The organism is Stenotrophomonas sp. GW821-FHT02D01 (genome assembly GCF_059421765.1).
Genome location: NZ_JBWKVP010000002.1, coordinates 308,826 through 324,044, shown reverse-complemented (window position 1 = coordinate 324,044; position 15,219 = coordinate 308,826). Strand labels below are relative to the sequence as shown.

The 15,219-nt window shown below is 66.9% G+C and carries 15 protein-coding genes; 6 read left to right on the top strand and 9 right to left on the bottom strand.

The window, feature by feature from the left end:
• Window positions 1-63 precede the first annotated feature (63 nt).
• The 3 genes from AC07UW_RS06370 (at window position 64) to AC07UW_RS06360 (ending at window position 1,992) form a co-directional block, all read left to right on the top strand.
• Complete coding sequence (locus tag AC07UW_RS06370) at window positions 64-1,005, top strand: DegV family protein (RefSeq protein WP_223496515.1); 942 nt, start codon at window positions 64-66, stop codon at window positions 1,003-1,005.
• 78 nt (window positions 1,006-1,083) lie between these two features.
• Window positions 1,084-1,422, top strand: a complete 339-nt coding sequence (locus tag AC07UW_RS06365; protein ID WP_025874099.1) for a hypothetical protein — start codon at window positions 1,084-1,086, stop codon at window positions 1,420-1,422.
• Window positions 1,423-1,593: 171 nt separating this feature from the next.
• Window positions 1,594-1,992 (top strand): hypothetical protein, encoded by a 399-nt coding sequence (locus tag AC07UW_RS06360; protein WP_080149858.1) that lies wholly within the window; start codon window positions 1,594-1,596, stop codon window positions 1,990-1,992.
• 94 nt (window positions 1,993-2,086) lie between these two features.
• Here AC07UW_RS06360 and AC07UW_RS06355 read toward each other — a convergent pair whose 3' ends face one another.
• From AC07UW_RS06355 to AC07UW_RS06340, 4 genes are all read right to left on the bottom strand, one after another.
• A complete protein-coding gene (locus AC07UW_RS06355; RefSeq protein ID WP_495211659.1) occupies window positions 2,087-3,496 on the bottom strand; it encodes an efflux transporter outer membrane subunit in 1,410 nt (469 codons plus the stop codon).
• The gene (locus AC07UW_RS06350) at window positions 3,493-4,575 is read right to left on the bottom strand and encodes an HlyD family secretion protein (RefSeq protein ID WP_495211658.1); all 1,083 of its coding nucleotides are present in this window, start codon (window positions 4,573-4,575) and stop codon (window positions 3,493-3,495) included. Before AC07UW_RS06350 ends, AC07UW_RS06355 begins: the two co-directional genes overlap by 4 nt.
• Before the next feature lie 22 nt (window positions 4,576-4,597).
• Entirely contained in the window at window positions 4,598-6,127 is a 1,530-nt protein-coding gene (locus AC07UW_RS06345; protein WP_495211657.1) for an MFS transporter, read from the bottom strand.
• A 154-nt stretch (window positions 6,128-6,281) separates the two neighbouring features.
• The gene (locus AC07UW_RS06340) at window positions 6,282-7,199 is read right to left on the bottom strand and encodes a LysR family transcriptional regulator (protein ID WP_025874094.1); all 918 of its coding nucleotides are present in this window, start codon (window positions 7,197-7,199) and stop codon (window positions 6,282-6,284) included.
• Between the two features lie 141 nt (window positions 7,200-7,340).
• Here AC07UW_RS06340 and AC07UW_RS06335 point away from each other — a divergent pair, with 141 nt between their 5' ends.
• On the top strand, window positions 7,341-7,781 hold the full coding sequence (locus AC07UW_RS06335) for a universal stress protein (RefSeq protein ID WP_495211656.1): 441 nt from the start codon (window positions 7,341-7,343) through the stop codon (window positions 7,779-7,781).
• 181 nt (window positions 7,782-7,962) lie between these two features.
• Here the strand turns inward: AC07UW_RS06335 and AC07UW_RS06330 are convergent, their stop codons facing one another.
• The gene (locus tag AC07UW_RS06330) at window positions 7,963-9,408 is read right to left on the bottom strand and encodes a GGDEF domain-containing protein (RefSeq protein ID WP_336032090.1); all 1,446 of its coding nucleotides are present in this window, start codon (window positions 9,406-9,408) and stop codon (window positions 7,963-7,965) included.
• A gap of 227 nt (window positions 9,409-9,635) precedes the next feature.
• On the opposite strand from AC07UW_RS06330, the gene AC07UW_RS06325 reads away from it, so the two are divergent.
• Window positions 9,636-10,499: a PA4780 family RIO1-like protein kinase gene (locus AC07UW_RS06325; RefSeq protein ID WP_025874091.1), complete on the top strand. Its 864-nt coding sequence runs from the start codon at window positions 9,636-9,638 to the stop codon at window positions 10,497-10,499.
• Window positions 10,500-10,595: 96 nt separating this feature from the next.
• On the opposite strand, the gene fghA is transcribed toward AC07UW_RS06325, so the two are convergent.
• The 4 genes from fghA to AC07UW_RS06305 all read right to left on the bottom strand — a co-directional run bounded on the left by fghA (window position 10,596) and on the right by AC07UW_RS06305 (window position 13,890).
• Entirely contained in the window at window positions 10,596-11,426 is an 831-nt protein-coding gene (gene fghA / locus AC07UW_RS06320) for an S-formylglutathione hydrolase (RefSeq protein ID WP_495211655.1), read from the bottom strand.
• A gap of 50 nt (window positions 11,427-11,476) precedes the next feature.
• The gene (locus tag AC07UW_RS06315) at window positions 11,477-12,586 is read right to left on the bottom strand and encodes an S-(hydroxymethyl)glutathione dehydrogenase/class III alcohol dehydrogenase (protein WP_495211654.1); all 1,110 of its coding nucleotides are present in this window, start codon (window positions 12,584-12,586) and stop codon (window positions 11,477-11,479) included.
• Between the two features lie 63 nt (window positions 12,587-12,649).
• Window positions 12,650-12,925, bottom strand: coding sequence for a formaldehyde-responsive transcriptional repressor FrmR (gene frmR, locus AC07UW_RS06310; protein WP_005411009.1), 276 nt, complete (start codon window positions 12,923-12,925; stop codon window positions 12,650-12,652).
• 56 nt (window positions 12,926-12,981) lie between these two features.
• Window positions 12,982-13,890 carry a LysR family transcriptional regulator gene (locus tag AC07UW_RS06305; protein WP_495211653.1) on the bottom strand — a complete coding sequence of 303 codons (909 nt, stop codon included), beginning with the start codon at window positions 13,888-13,890 and terminating at the stop codon, window positions 12,982-12,984.
• Window positions 13,891-14,020: 130 nt separating this feature from the next.
• Between AC07UW_RS06305 and AC07UW_RS06300 the strand changes: the two genes are divergently transcribed.
• A complete protein-coding gene (locus AC07UW_RS06300; RefSeq protein ID WP_495211652.1) occupies window positions 14,021-15,124 on the top strand; it encodes an alkene reductase in 1,104 nt (367 codons plus the stop codon).
• Window positions 15,125-15,219 lie beyond the last annotated feature (95 nt).

Genomic DNA, 15,219 nt, shown 5'->3' with positions numbered 1-15,219 from the left:
ATCCCGTTTTGAGATAGTTTTCACATTTCCGAACCTACAACCGCCCTGGAGGGGGAGCCGCGGATGCGCATCGGAATCGTCGTCGACTCTGCCTGCGACCTGCCGCAGGACTTCATTGCCGAGCACAACATCGTGCTGCTGCCGATCACCGTGCGGATCGGCGAGGCCGTACTCGCCGACCATCGCGACGAGCAGGCAACGCTCAGCTTCCTGCACGCGCACGTCGCCGAGCACGGCGCCGAAGCGGAGACCATCCCCTTCAGCGTCAACCAGATCCGCGACCTGTTCCTGCAGCGCTTGGTGATCGACTACGACCATGTGTTCTGCATGACCATCACCAAGACCCGCAGCCCGATCCACGACAACGCGCTGCAGGCCAGCTTCGCCATCCTCAACGACTACAAGCCGGTGCGGCAGGCGGCAGGCTTCAACTCGCCGTTCGCGCTGCGCGTGCTGGATACCCAGAACCTGTTCGCCGCACAGGCGGTGACGGCGGTGGAAGCAGTGCGCCTGCGCGCCAGTGATGCCAGCGTGCAGCAGATACGCGAGCGTCTGGAAGAACTGGCCGGCAACGTGCACGGCTACATGGTCACCCGCGACCTGTACTACATGCGTGCCCGCGCCCGGCACAAGGGCGACCGCAGCGTTGGGCTGCTCAGCGCAGCACTGGGCAGTGCGCTGGACATCAAGCCAGTGCTGCATGGCTATCGCGGCGAGACTGGGCCGGTGGCGAAGATCAAGGGTTTCGACAACGCCGTGCTGAAGCTGTTCGGCGTGGTCGGCCAGCGCGTACGCGCCGGCCTGATGACGCCGACCGTGTGCGTCAGCTACGGCGGCGAACTGGACGAGCTGCGCGCCCTGCCCGGCTATGCGCAGATGAAGGAGGTCTGCGCCGGCCATGGCGTGACCGTGTACGAATCGGTGATGAGCCTGACCGGCATGGTCAACGTCGGCAAGGGCGCGGTCACCGTGGGCTTCGCCGATGGGCCCCATCGGTTTGAATGAAGGCAAACCGTGCTCTGGAATCTGCACATCGATTCCACCGCGCCTATGCCAGCCTAGCCGCACCTCAAGGAGATCAACATGCCTGCGCAGTACCACATCAGCCTGCCCGAACCGTCCAAGGCCCGCGGCAACGACCCCGACCTGTCTTTCCATTCGCAGGGCGCTGCCGGCTTCGCCGAAGAACTGCAGAACGCGCTGCGCAATGGCAGCCTGTTCGAGCGTTGGCGCGACAAGCAGCCGGACCCGGATGCGGTGGAGCCGCAGTGGGGCGCGACCGATCCGGAGGCCACCGTGACCGGTGAGCAGAAGGACCTGCGCATCAATCTGGTGGCCACCACCCGCATCGACAGTGACGTATTCAAGCAGCGCCTGCGCCTGCTGGCCGGGCACCACTGGGAACTGCGCGACGTGCGTTGAGTTCCGGCTCTGGTAGGCGCCAACCCTGGTTGGCGCTTTCCTGAAGGCTGCCAACCAAGGTTGGCATCTACCGGCTTCACCTTGCCGAGCTGCCGGCCAGCGGCCGGCACTACCCGGCATCTGAGTGTGCTGGTATCGTGCCGCCGCCAACGGTGACCGCACGGATTGCACATGGACCCCAAGCTGAAAGCGCTCATCGAGCAGACCAACCTGTCGGACCTGCTGCCGTCGGCGACTCAGGACATGGACCTGCAGCAACCGGTAGCGCCGCCGGAACCCGCAAAACCGCAGCCCGCCCGTTCCACCAACGATGCACTGCAGGTGCATTTCGGTGGTACCGACATGGTCGGCAAGCTCGCCAATGCGCCCACCAGTGGACGGATAAAGACCTTCGCCATGATCCTGCTGGGCGGGCCGACCATCGTGTTCGGCCTGCTTCTGCTGGGCATGGTCTGGACCGAGCCGGGCAAGTCAGTGTTCGCGCTGGTCTACGGCACGGTCATCGCAGCGGTGTTGATCGGTATCTGGCCTTATCTGCTGTTCCGCAAACGCGAAAAGCCGGCGGCCTGACGCGGGCTGCCTGCCAGGATAGTGCCGGCCGCTGGCCGGCAACTCATGCATACGGCATCTGCCGGCCAGCGGCCGGCACTACCCATCCTGCGCCTTACCAACCGCCACCCAGTGCGCGATACAGCTCTACGCGTGCAATCGCGGTGGTCGCCTGGCTGTTGGCCAGCGCGGCCTGGTTGTCCAGCGCGATGCGCTGGGTGCTCAACACATCCAGCATGTCGACCACGCCGGCCTGGTACTGCCGACGTGCCGCACCCAGCGCCGTCTCGCTCTCATCCACCGCCACGTGCAGCTGCGCGGCACGCTGCTGTTCGGCGGCATAGCCGTCGATGGCATCGTCCACTTCATGCCAGGCCTGCAGCACGGTACGGCGGAACTGCAGCGCCGCCTGTTGCTGCTGAAGCCTGCTCAGCGCCAGGTTGGCCTTCAGGCGTCCGCCCTGGAAGATCGGCAGGCTGATCGACGGGCCGATACTGAAGCGATGCGCGTTCCAGCCATCCAGATCATCCAGCTGCCTGGCCTGGAAACCGGCATCACCATTCAAGGTGATGCGCGGCAGGAAGCTGGCCTTGGCCACGCCAATTCCCGCCGTGGCAGCATGCAGTGCAGCCTCGGCGCGGCGGACATCCGGGCGACGCTCGGCCAGTTCACTGGGCACGCCCACGGCCACGGCCGGCAACGCGGGCCAATCGCGGCGCGCGCTCCGCAGCTGCGCATCCAGCGCCTGCGGCGGCTGTGCCAGCAGGAACGCGAGTGCATTGCACAGCTGCGATTCACGGTGCCGCAGCGGTGCGATGCGGGCCTGTAGCGATGCCACCTGCGCCGCCGCGCTGGAGACCTGCAACGTGCTGGCCACGCCCTGGCGCTGGCGCGCTTCGGTCAGCCGCTTGATGTCGTGGGCGATGCTGAGGTTGTCCTCGGTGATGGCCAGCAGCTGGCGCGTCGCGCGCAACTGCAGGTAATCACGCGCGGTCTCGGCCAGCAGCGCAATGCGCGCCGCGTGTGCATCTTCCTCAGCCATCTGCACACGTGCGTCGGCCGCTTCCACCTGACGGCGTACGCGTCCCCATAGATCCAGCTCCCAGCTCATGCCGATGCCGGACTGGAACAGCCCATAGTCATCGCGACCGCCATTACCGGACGGATCGTTCAGGCCTACCTCGCTGTTGCGCGCGCGTACGCCACTGGCAGTGGCGCTGACGCTGGGCAGCCGGTCGGCAGCGGTGATGCCACGCGCAGCGCGGCTCTGCTGCACCCGGTTGGCCGCCAGCTGCAGATCGAGATTGGCCTGCAGTACCCGCGTCGTCAGTTGTCCCAGCAGCGGATCATCGAAACCGGACCACCAGCTGGCGTCGTCATCCAGCGCAGCTGAAGCCACCGCTTCGCCCTGCCACTGCGTGGGCAATTCAGCCTGCGGGCGCACGAAGTCCGGGCCCAGCGTGCAGGCGGTCAGCGCCGTGCACAGTGCCGCTGCAGCCAGTACACGGGGAAATACACGGCTCATGCGCCCTCCCCGCCCTTGCGATGCCGCTCGCGCTGCGCGCTCTGCACCCGCTGAGGGCTCTGCAGATCCACGCGGGCTTCCACCGACATGCCGGCCCGCAGCTGGCCCAGTAGTGCCTGCTCCGGCTCCAGCACGATCTTCACCGGAATGCGCTGCACCACCTTGGTGAAGTTGCCGGTCGCGTTTTCCGGTGCAATCGCGGCGAACGTCACGCCAGTGGCCGGGGCGATGCTGTCGATATGGCCACGCAACGGTGTGCCGGGGAACACGTCCACCGTCAGCTCAACCTGTTGCCCTGGCTGCATGCGGGTCATCTGCGTTTCCTGGAAGTTGGCGACCACGAATGCCTGCTGCAGCGGCACCACCGCGGCCACCGGCGTGCCCGGGGTCAGGTACGCACCGACGCGCACTGCACGGCGTCCGACCATGCCGTCGATCGGCGCACGCAGCTCGGTGTGCGACAGATCCAGTTCGGCGCGCGCCTGCGCCGCTTCTGCGCGTTGCACCGCTGCCTGCGCCGCCTGCACGCCGGCAATGAGGATGTCGGTGCGCTGGCGTGCGGTCGACAGTGCGGCCTGCCCCTGTTGCAGATGCGCACTGGCCACGGCCTGCTTCGACTGCGCCTGCTGTGCGTTCTGCACCGTACCGGCACCGTCGCGGGCCAGCTCGCGGTATCGCTGCTGGTCGGCGCTGGCCAGGGTCAGTTCGGAACGACTGACATCCACGCTCGCCCTGGCCTGTTCGATCAGCGAGCCCTGCTGTGCCAGCGCTGCTTGAGCGTTGCTGAGCTGCGCACGCGCATTGGCCAGGTCGGCGCGGGCGGCCTGCAACGCGACCTGGTAGTCGCGGTCATCGATGCGGGCCAGCACGTCACCCGCCTTCACCGCCTGGTTGTCTTCCACGTTCACCGCGCTGACGAAGCCAGCGATCTTCGGTGCGACCACGGTGTAATCAGCAACCACATAGGCGTTGTTGGTGGTCTGGTGGCGGCCATCGCGCAGCAACAGCCAGGCAGCACCGGCCAGAAGCAGCACGCCCAGGCCGAGGCCGGCGTTGAGATACGTTCGATTGATTGTCATGAGGGGATTCCTGCGAAGGGGATCAGGCCACGGCACGTGGCGGATGGATGCGGGTGGGCATCCAGGCAATGAGCGGAATGAAGGCCAGCGCAACCAACGCGACCAACAGGTAGAGATCGGCCGAGGTCAACGCCTGCACCTGCGCATGCAGGCGCGTGCCCAGTTGCAGCCCTTCGGCCAGCCACGGCTGTTCGCCGAGGCGGTCGACCAGCACGGTGGAATGGAAATGGCGGCGTCCCTGGGCGACCGCTTCAAGCACGCCGCTGGCCAGTACCGCGGCAAAGCCCTTCACCGTGTTGAACCACGCCGATGCGAAGGGGCCGTCCTGTGGCGCCAGGCCACCGGTGGCCAGCATCAGCAGCGGCAGCACCGCCATCGGCTGGGCAAACACCTGCAGCAGTTGTACCCACAGGAAGTTGTCGCGGATCCAGTTCACATCCAGATGTGCGCCCAGCCAGCAGGCCAGCGCCAGCATCGCCAGGCCGGTGGCCTGCACCCAACGGCAATCGATCGCGCGGATGTTCAGCAATGCGGCGACCAACGGCAGCGCGATGACCTGCGGCAATGCCACCCACAGCAGCATCGGCGCAGTCTGCTGCGGCCGATAGCCCTGCACGCTGGCGAGGAAACCGGACGGAATGGAGATCACCGCCAGCAGCACGAACAGCACGCCACCGAGGGTGATCAGCGAGTAGCTGAGGTTGCGGTTGGCCAGCAGTTGCAGCTTGAAGAACGGCAGTGGATGGAACCACTCGTTGATCATGAACAGCACCAGCAACCCGGTACCGCCACCCAGCAACAGCGTGATCAATGACGAGTCGAACCAGTTCAAGCGCGGGCCCTGCACCAGGCCCAGTACCAGCAGCACCAGCGCCGGCAGGCCGAGCATCAGGCCGACGCCGTCGAACTGTGCGAAGCGCTCCAGCCGCAGGGGATCCTGTGGCAGGCCCCAGCCGACCATCGCCATCGCCGCCAGGCAATACGGCACGATCTGCCAGAACGCCCAGTGCCAGCCCACCTGCTCCACCCAGAATGCGGCCAGCGGAGTGCCCATGCTCGGCCCGAAGGTGGCGGTCAGTGCGTAGGCGGCCAAGCCGTACAGCTTGATGCCCGGCGGCAGGAAGCGCAGCGCCACGCTCATCAGCAGCGGCGGCAGCGCGCCCCCACACAGGCCCTGCAATGCGCGCAGCAGCAGAAAGGTCTGCAGGTTGGGGGCGAGCGGGCACAGCACGCCCAGCACCATGAACCCGCCGATCATCGCCAACGCAAAGCGGCGCAGCGAGAAGGTGGCGGCGCACCACGGTGCGAATGCCATCGCGCTGACCGACATGGCGCTGTACAGCGCCACGATCCAGCTGCCGTCATCGACGCTGAAACCCATCGCACCGCGGATGTCGGCCAGCGCGACCTTGGTGACGTTCTCGTTGAAGCCCGACACCAGCACCGCCAGCAGTACACCGCACAGCCCAACCAGGATGTGCCGGTCGAGCCCGGGTGCAGCGACGGGCCGGGGCGCTGCCGGCGCCGGCAGTACGGCGGCGGGCGTGCTCACTGCCAGCTGCCGATCCGTGCAGTGCACGGCATATGAGGAGTCATTGGATTGCGCTCAGTGAAACTATCGGGAGCGCAGTCTAGAAAGGCCGTTGCCTGCGAAAAATGGCGTGCCCGGCATCGCAGGCGTGCGTCCGGCGCACGCCCGCGGGCAATCAGTGGTGGGCCGCCTCGACCGAATCGCACATGCCCTTGATCGCCCGCCGCAGCCACTGGTGGGCCGGGTCGTTGTCCATGCGTGGGTGCCAGGCCTGCACCAGCGCTACGGTCCGCACCGGCACCGGCAGCGGGAACATCCGCAGCGGCAGGCCCATGCGGGTGATGCGGTCGAGCATCACGCTCGGCATCTGCGGCAGCACAAGGTCCGAATCGGCGGCAGCAAAGATCGCGCCGTGGAAGGTAGGGATGACCACCGCCACCCGTCGTTGCAGGCCGAGCGCTGCCAGCTCTTCGTCGATCGGGCCGTGCGCAAGCCCGCGCCGGGACACGGCGATATGGTCGCAGGCGGCGAAGCGCTCGACACTGATGTCGCCGTCGAACAACGGATGATCCTCGCGTGCGGCGCCCAGCAGCGAGGTGGTGAACAGGTGCTGCACCTTGGTTTCCGGGCTGTGCTTGCCGGCCGTGCTGATGTACAGGTCGATCCGCCCCTGCACCATCGCATCGTCATCGGTATCGCCTTCGGGCACGAAGCGCAGCATGCAGCGCGGTGCCTGCTGGCGGAACACGTCGCGCAGGCGGCCGCCATAGCTGCCGATGAACACATCGTTGGCCCGCACGCTGAACGTTCGTTCCAGGGTGGCCATGTCGACCTCGCGGCCCGCATTGAACACGCGGTGTGCCTGCTCGATCACATCGCGCACCTGCTCACGCAGTTCCAGCGCGCGTGGCGTGGGGGCAAGCCCACGGCCGGCGCGCACCAGCACCGGATCGCCCAGGGCCACCCGTACCCGGCCCAGGGTACGGCTCATCGCCGGCGCACTGAGATTCATCCGCCGCGCGGCCGCCGCCACGCTGCATTCGTCGATCAGCACATCCAGTGCCAGCAACAGGTTCAGGTCCGGCAAGGGCATGGCAGTCTCCCGCAAATGGGATGACTCTACTGCAATCCAGATCATCCAGAATTGCGTTGTGCGCACGCATTGACTGCGGCGCACGGCATGGGTGCGCGCGACGACATCAGCGACCATCAGCGCCCTGCAAAGGAGCTTTCCATGTTCAACACCCTGCTGGTCGCGCTTGATGGCGGCCCCCAGCACGACCGCGTGCTGGATCTGGCCGCCGCCATGGCCGGCCCCCGCAGCCGCCTGCACCTGCTGTGCGTGCTTGACCCCGAATTCGCACTGGCCGCTGGTGCCACCGATGCCGACCGCCGTGAGTATCCCGCCGCCGCCCGGCAGCAGGCGCATGCCGAAGCGGTACTGGCCGACGCCCTGGCTGAGCTGCGCGAGCGCGGCGTGGACGCCATCGCACAGCTGCCTTCCGGCGATCCTGGCGAAGTGATCAGCGCGCAGGCGCGTCGCCTGCAGTGCGACCTGATCGTCATCGGCCACCGTCATCTGTCACGCCTGCAGCGCCTGTTCGAGCCCTCGGTCGGGCAATGGACGATCGACCATGCGCCCTGCCCGGTGCTGGTGGAAACCCGCAGCAGTTGACCGGCGCTGCGGGGTAGATGCCAACCTTGGTTGGCGCTCTGCGAAAGGCTGCCAACCAAGGTTGGCGACTACCGGTTTCCTGCCGCTCTGGTAGATGCCAACCTTGGTTGGCAACTACCGGTTTCCTGCCCGCTCTGGTAGACGCCAACCTTGGTTGGCAGCTACCGGGCCCGCGAACGGGTCAGCAGTCGATCCGGCCTTCTTCGCCGCTTTCATCATCCAGCACCCGCGCGTGCAGCGTGACCCGGTTGCGGCCCGCACGCTTGGCCGCGTACAGGCCCGCATCGGCATCGGCCAGCAACTGTTCGGCGGTGGCCAGCGCTGGCGGATGCAGGTAGCCCACACCCACGCTGATGCTGACCGAGCCTTCCGGCAGCGGCAGCGCTTCCACCGCCTCGCGCAGGCGCTCGGCCAGCGCCAGCACACCCGACAACGGACTGCCGGGCACGATCACCGCGAACTCCTCACCGCCATAGCGCGCCACGCTGTCGGCCGCGCGCCCTGCGGTGGCTTGCAGCACCGCAGCCACCGCCTGCAGGCAGCGGTCGCCGGCGGGATGACCGTGCTGATCGTTGAATGCCTTGAAATGGTCGATATCCACCAGCAGCAACGCCATTTCGCTGCCGCTGCGACGCGCACGGTTCCATTCGGCCAGCAACAGCGTATCGAACTGACGGCGATTGGCTACGCCGGTCAGGCCATCCTGCCGCGCCAGCTGATCCAGGCCAGCCTGTCGTTCCAGCAGGTCGATCTGCAGCAGGGTGCTGCGCAGGCCGAAGCCCAGTGTCGCCACCACGAAACCGGTCACCGCCAAGGGCCGCGCGTGGTCCACCACCAGGGTGCCGACCACCAGCAGCAACAGGGGCAGGATGATCGGTCCACCCGCCTGCACCAATCGCAGCAGGCGGGGATGCAGCACGAAGCCCGGCGCAGGTGCCTGGCGCAGCGCCAGTAGGGCCAGCAGCAGGAACGGCAGATCGATCAACAGATCGTTGTAGGCGCCGAACGACTGCTCGGCGGTGTAGTGATTGATGTAGAACGCCAGCAGCAGATAGGACAGTGCATACAGCGCCAGGGCGCGGTAGAAGCTGCGTCGTTCAGGTGCATCGCCAGCGACCCAGCGCACCACCGCGAAGCCGGCGATGCACAGGTTCTGGATGTCGAACATGCGCTGCATGTGGGCCATCGCCTGGCCATCGATATCGATGCGGTCGGCGAAGGACTGGGTATGCACGAAGAACAGCACGCCCAGCAGGGCGGCCATCACGCCGTCGATCAGACTGATCATCCGGCGTTCGCGACGGGCGCGGGCCAGGATGAACACCAGCGGCACGCCGTACAGCACATACAACAGCAGGCTGGCGCGCGGGGTGATGTCGGCCCGCCCAGCCCCCAGCGCGTCGGCCATGTTGAAGGCCATGCCACCGGCCCAGAGCAGCAGCGCCACTGCAGTGGCCCGCCAGCCCAGTGCAGCGCGGTCGCGCTGGCCACGCCACAGGCAGGCCGCGGCAGCCAGCAGAGGCGCTGCGGTCAGGAACACGAACGATCCCTCTCCGGCCGTACCCGGCCAGAACGCCACGACCAGACCGTGGCAGACCACGAACAGCAGCGCCAACGCAACCGGCATGCATCCCCCATCGGCAAGGCCGTATGGCCGCACGATAGCGCGCGGCGCCGCCACGGTGGCGTGATCCACTTTGGAAAATCCGCGACGGTGGCAGCCGTCTCGTGGGACGGTTGCCCAGCGACGCTCGCGGGCCAGCCGGGAAGCCGCTGGGCAGCCGCGATCTGTAAAATGCGCAGATTCCTACCCATTCTGGCCAGCGCGTCCGCGCCGGCCGCCCCAGAGATCCCGTGAAAACCCCTGAAGGACTGCGCGCCCTGATCGACGACGGCGTGATCGATGAAGTGCTACGCCCGCTCAAGAGCGGCAAGGAAGCGGCCGTGTACGTGGTACGCAGCGGCAACGAGGTGCGCTGCGCGAAGGTCTACAAGGACATGGCCCAGCGCAGCTTCCAGCAGCGCGTGCAGTACCAGGAAGGTCGCAAGGTGCGCGGCAGCCGCGAGGCGCGTGCGGTGGGCAAGGCCAGCAAATACGGCCGCAAGCAGCAGGAAACGGCCTGGAAGAACACCGAGGTGGACGCGCTGTACCAGCTGCGCGATGCCGGCGTGCGCGTGCCCGAGCCGTACGGTTACTACCACGGCGTGCTGGTGATGGAGCTGGTCACCGATGCCGACGGTTTCTCCGCCGCGCGCCTGGGCGAGGTGGAGCTGGAGCCCGAGCAGGCCCGCCAGTTCCACCAGACCCTGGTCCGCCAGGTGGTGCGCATGCTGTGCTGCGGCCTGATCCATGGCGATCTCTCGCCGTACAACGTGCTGGTCGGTCCCGATGGCCCGGTGGTGATCGATTTCCCTCAGGTGGTCAGTGCGGGCGGCAACAACGCCGCGCGCAGCATGCTGCTGCGGGATGTCAACAACCTCACCGCCTACCTGGGCCGTTTCGCGCCCGAACTGCTGGACAGCTGGTATGGCGAGGAAATGTGGGCGCTGTTCGAGGCGGGCAGCCTGCTGCCGGACAGTGAGCTCACCGGCACCTTCGTGCACGATGAATCCACCGTCGACCTGGACAGCGTGCGCCACGCCATCAACGATGCGCGCGAACAAGCCTTGATCCGCCAGCAGGGCCGTGAAGCGGCGGAAGAAGAAGACGACGTGTAAGCGCCACGCCATGCGTGGCGGCTGGCCGCCGTAGCGTCGAGCTTGCTCGACTGTTCTCAAGGCAATGCCGGCCAGCGGCCGGCACTACCGTCAGGGTCAGGCGTGCAGCGCCCGGGCGTGGTGGGCGATGTGCTCGCCGATGAAGCTGGCGATGAAGTAGTAGCTGTGGTCGTAGCCGGGCTGCAGGCGCAAGCTCAGCGGATGGCCGACGGCCTCGCAGGCCTGCTGCAAGCGCTGCGGCTGCAGCTGGGTCTGCAGGAACTCATCCCCCTCGCCCTGGTCAACCAGCAGCGGCAAGCGCTCGCCGGCGTGGGCCACAAGTTCGCAGGCATCCCACTGCGCCCAGTCTGCCGGGTTGTCACCGAGGTAGGCGGCGAATGCCTTCTGCCCCCACGGCACGTGGCTGGGTGCCACGATCGGCGAGAACGCCGACACGCTGCGGTAGCGGCCGGGGTTGCGCAGCGCGATCACCAGCGCGCCATGGCCGCCCATCGAATGGCCACTGATGCCTCGTGCGTCGGTGGCCGGGAAACCCGCCTCGATCAACGCCGGCAGCTCGTGAGCGACGTAGTCGTGCATGCGGTAGTGCTTGGCCCACGGCGCACGGCTGGCGTTGAGATAGAAACCCGCGCCCTTGCCCAGGTCATAGCCCTCGGCATCGGCCACGTCATCGCCGCGTGGGCTGGTGTCCGGGGCGACGATGATCACGCCGTGCTCGGCCGCATAGCGCTGCGCGCCGGCCTTGGTGATGAAGTTCTGCTCGGTGCAGGTCAGTCCGCTCAGCCAGTACAGCACCGGCAGCTTCCGCGTTTCCGCCTGCGGCGGCAGGTACACGGCGAACTGCATGTCGCAGCCCAGCGTGGTCGAATGATGGCGGTAGACATCCTGCCAACCGCCGGCACAGGCGCGGTGTTCGATACGTTCCATGAGGTTTCCTCCCGAGGGACGGCAGGCAAGCGCCTGCCGCCCGGCGCGGCTCAGTAGTGGACGACCGAACGGATCGACTTGCCTTCATGCATCAGGTCGAAGGCGTCGTTGATCTTGTCCAGGTCCATGGTGTGGGTGACGAACGGGGCCAGCTCGATATCGCCCCTCATCGCGTCTTCGACCATGCCCGGCAGCTGGCTGCGGCCCTTCACGCCACCAAACGCGGTGCCCATCCACTTGCGGCCGGTGACCAGCTGGAACGGGCGGGTGGAGATTTCCTGCCCGGCACCGGCCACGCCGATCACCACGCTCTGGCCCCAGCCACGGTGGGCGCATTCCAGCGCCGCACGCATCACGTTGACGTTGCCGATGCACTCGAAGCTGTGGTCCACGCCCCAGGTGGTCATTTCAACGATGACCTGTTGGATCGGCTTGTCATGATCCTTCGGGTTGATGCAGTCGGTGGCACCGAATTCGCGGGCCAGCTCGAACTTGGACGGGTTGGTGTCCACCGCGATGATGCGCCCGGCCTTGGCCTGGCGCGCACCCTGGATGACCGCAAGGCCGATGCCGCCCAGGCCGAACACGGCCACGCTGTCGCCTTCCTGCACCTTGGCGGTGTTGTGCACCGCGCCGATGCCGGTGGTCACGCCGCAGCCGAGCAGGCAGACATGCTCCGGGTTCGCTTCCGGGTTGATCTTCGCCAGCGACACCTCGGCAACGACGGTGTATTCGCTGAAGGTCGAGCAGCCCATGTAGTGAAAGATCGGCTCGCCGTTGTAGCTGAAGCGACTGGTGCCATCGGGCATCACGCCCTTGCCCTGGGTGGCACGCACCGACACGCACAGATTGGTCTTGCCGCTCTTGCAGAACAGGCATTCGCCGCACTCGGCGGTGTACAGCGGAATCACGTGGTCGCCCGGCTTGACGCTGGTCACGCCCTCGCCCACCTCCACCACGATGCCGGCGCCTTCATGGCCCAGCACCACCGGGAACAGGCCTTCCGGATCATCGCCGGACAGGGTGAACGCATCGGTGTGGCAGACACCGGTGTGGGTGATCTTGACCAGCACTTCGCCCGCCTTCGGCGGGGCGACGTCGATCTCGACGATCTGCAGCGGCTGGCCGGGACCAAAGGCGACGGCGGCACGGGATTTCATGATGGCACTCTCCAGAAAGGGCTTGCGGAAAACAGGATGCGCGGCGCTGTGTCGCGCCGTCGTTCATTTCAGGTACGAGCGGATCAATGCGCTCATGTCGCGCACGCGTTCGGCGCGTTGTTCATCGGAGGCGGCGGGCTGGCCGAACTCCTCGCGCAGGTGCGCTTCCATCACTTCGGACATCAGGCCGTTGACCGCGCCACGGATGGCGGCGATCTGCTGCAGCACCGGCCCGCAGTCGGCGCCGGCTTCCAGCGCGCGGTCCAGCGCATCGCACTGGCCGCGGATGCGGCGCACGCGGGCCAGAACCTTCTTTTTCTCTTCGGGAGAGTGCGGCATGGTGGACCGGCCTCGAAACTATACTGGGGGATAGTATACAGGAGCCGGTCCGGAGCTCAATCAAAGGCCCCCTCTGCGGCCAGCCGGGTCAGCTCTTCCACCACGTAACGCACCTTCGGCCGCAGATGCCGCGTCTGCGGCCACAGCGCGTGGATGTCCACATGGTGCTGCGTGCAGCGGTCCAGTACCGATTGCAACGCACCGGATTCCAGGTGATGGCGCACCAGTGACATCGGCATCTGGCAGATCCCCAACCCGGCGATGGCCCCCTCGATCACCGCATCGCCATCGTTGAGCTGATGGGTGGCACTGGGGATGAAGCTGCCGTTGGTGCCCTCGCTGCCGATCCGCCACGCCACCGACTGGCCATGACGGAAGCCGACCACGCTGCGATGGTCGCGCAGTTCGTCCAGCGTCTGCGGCACACCATAGGCCTGCAGGTATGCCGGCGACGCGCAGGTCACCAGGCGCTGGCTGGCCAGCTTGCGCGCGACCAGATGCTCGGCGTGATGCAGGCCGCCAAAGCGGATCAGCAGATCGATGCCTTCTTCCACCGGGTCAACGAAGTGATCGGTGAAGGTCATCGTCAACTGCAGGTCCGGGTGTTCATTGCACATGCGCAGCAGCACCGGCAGCACCACCAGCCGCCCGAATGAAGACGGCATGTCGATGCGCAGGCGACCGCTCGGCAGATGTGCAGCCGAGCCCAGGCAGGCTTCGGCCGCCGCGATTTCATCCAGGGCCGCGGCGCAGGAGGCGTAGTACGCCTCGCCGTCGGTGGTCAGCGCGATGCGCCGGGTGGTGCGATGGAACAAGCGCACGCCCAGCCGCGCTTCCAGCCGGGCGATGGCCTTGCCGACCGCCGAGCGGGAGATGCCCAGCGCGTCGGCGGCCTCGGTGAAGGTGGCCGAGCGCGCCGTGGTGACGAAGGTCACCAGGCCATTCAAGGATTCAACAGGCAGCATCGGCAGGCTCGCTTATTGGGGACAGATTGTCCCGCTTAACGGGAAATCTACCGCCTTTATGCGCCTGCATGTCAACTCCATCATGGTGCTGTCGCGCCGTTGGCGCCCTCCCACCTCCGAGATGAGTGACATGACCGCCGCCCTGTTCCGCCCCTTCGACCTCACTGGACTGCCCCTGCACAACCGCATCGTGATGGCGCCGATGACCCGCGCCCGCAACCCCGGCGCCGTCGCCAATGCACTCACCGCCCAGTATTACCGGCAGCGCGCCAGTGCCGGCCTGATCATCAGTGAAGGCACCCCGGTCTCACCGCAGGGCCAGGGCTACATCGACGTGCCGGGCATCTGGTCGGCCGAGCAGGTGGCCGGTTGGAAGCTCGTCACCGACGCCGTACACGCTGCGCAGGGCGCGATCTTCGCCCAGCTGTGGCACGTCGGGCGCATGTCACACAGCTCGCTGCAGCCCGATGGCGGCCAGCCGGTGAGCGCTGGCACGCGGCCGGTGGCGAGCGATCCGAAGAACACCTCGTTCGTGTACCTGGACGACGGCAGCCGTGGCCATGCCGATCCGACGCCGCCACGTGCACTCAGCACGGAAGAAGTGCCGGGCATCGTCGCCAACTTCGTGCAGGGTGCCGACAACGCGATCGCCGCCGGCTTCGATGGCATCGAACTGCATGCGGCAAACGGCTATCTGTTCGAGCAGTTCCTCAACCCGGTCACCAATGACCGGCAGGACGTGTACGGCGGTTCGCTGCGCAACCGCGCGCGGCTGATCCTGGACACCGTGGATGCGATGGCCTCGCGCATCGGTGCGCACCGCGTCGGCGTGCGCCTTGCGCCTAACAGCCAGGTCTTCGACATGCCCGCCTATGCAGAAAACGAAGCCAGCTATCTGTACCTGGCCGAGGAACTGGGCAAGCGCGGACTGGCCTATGTGCATCTGAACGATAACCACCTGCACGGCGCACCGGCTATCGGCGAAGCCTTCCTCAAGGCCTTCAAGCAGGCCTACGGCGGCACGGTGATCCTGGCCGGCGGCATGACGCGCGACCGCGCCCTGCGGCTGGTCGAGGAAGGCATCATCGATCTGGCCGCCTTCGGCCAACCGTTCATCGCCAACCCGGATCTGGTCGAGCGCCTGCAGCGCGATGTTGCACTGGCCACGCCCGACCGCAACACCTATTACGGCGGCGGCAGCGAGGGCTATCTCGACTACCCGCTGGCACAGTAGATCCACGTCACGCGTGGATACGTTGCAGCGGCAGCCGCCGCTGTGCCGCGCCTTGATCCTGCCGGGCCACAAGCGCATCGTGGCCTGGCCCGACC

Bases quoted from the DNA above. Each gene is read 5' to 3' on its own strand.
- AC07UW_RS06355 (WP_495211659.1), bottom strand. From the start codon at position 3,496: ATGAGCCGTGTATTTCCCCGTGTACTGGCTGCAGCGGCACTGTGCACG.
- AC07UW_RS06330 (WP_336032090.1), bottom strand. From the start codon at position 9,408: ATGCCGGTTGCGTTGGCGCTGCTGTTCGTGGTCTGCCACGGTCTGGTC.
- AC07UW_RS06315 (WP_495211654.1), bottom strand. From the start codon at position 12,586: ATGAAATCCCGTGCCGCCGTCGCCTTTGGTCCCGGCCAGCCGCTGCAG.
- AC07UW_RS06360 (WP_080149858.1), top strand. From the start codon at position 1,594: ATGGACCCCAAGCTGAAAGCGCTCATCGAGCAGACCAACCTGTCGGAC.
- fghA (WP_495211655.1), bottom strand. From the start codon at position 11,426: ATGGAACGTATCGAACACCGCGCCTGTGCCGGCGGTTGGCAGGATGTC.
- AC07UW_RS06305 (WP_495211653.1), bottom strand. From the start codon at position 13,890: ATGCTGCCTGTTGAATCCTTGAATGGCCTGGTGACCTTCGTCACCACG.
- AC07UW_RS06340 (WP_025874094.1), bottom strand. From the start codon at position 7,199: ATGCCCTTGCCGGACCTGAACCTGTTGCTGGCACTGGATGTGCTGATC.
- AC07UW_RS06350 (WP_495211658.1), bottom strand. From the start codon at position 4,575: ATGACAATCAATCGAACGTATCTCAACGCCGGCCTCGGCCTGGGCGTG.
- AC07UW_RS06300 (WP_495211652.1), top strand. From the start codon at position 14,021: ATGACCGCCGCCCTGTTCCGCCCCTTCGACCTCACTGGACTGCCCCTG.
- AC07UW_RS06365 (WP_025874099.1), top strand. From the start codon at position 1,084: ATGCCTGCGCAGTACCACATCAGCCTGCCCGAACCGTCCAAGGCCCGC.
- frmR (WP_005411009.1), bottom strand. From the start codon at position 12,925: ATGCCGCACTCTCCCGAAGAGAAAAAGAAGGTTCTGGCCCGCGTGCGC.
- AC07UW_RS06370 (WP_223496515.1), top strand. From the start codon at position 64: ATGCGCATCGGAATCGTCGTCGACTCTGCCTGCGACCTGCCGCAGGAC.
- AC07UW_RS06335 (WP_495211656.1), top strand. From the start codon at position 7,341: ATGTTCAACACCCTGCTGGTCGCGCTTGATGGCGGCCCCCAGCACGAC.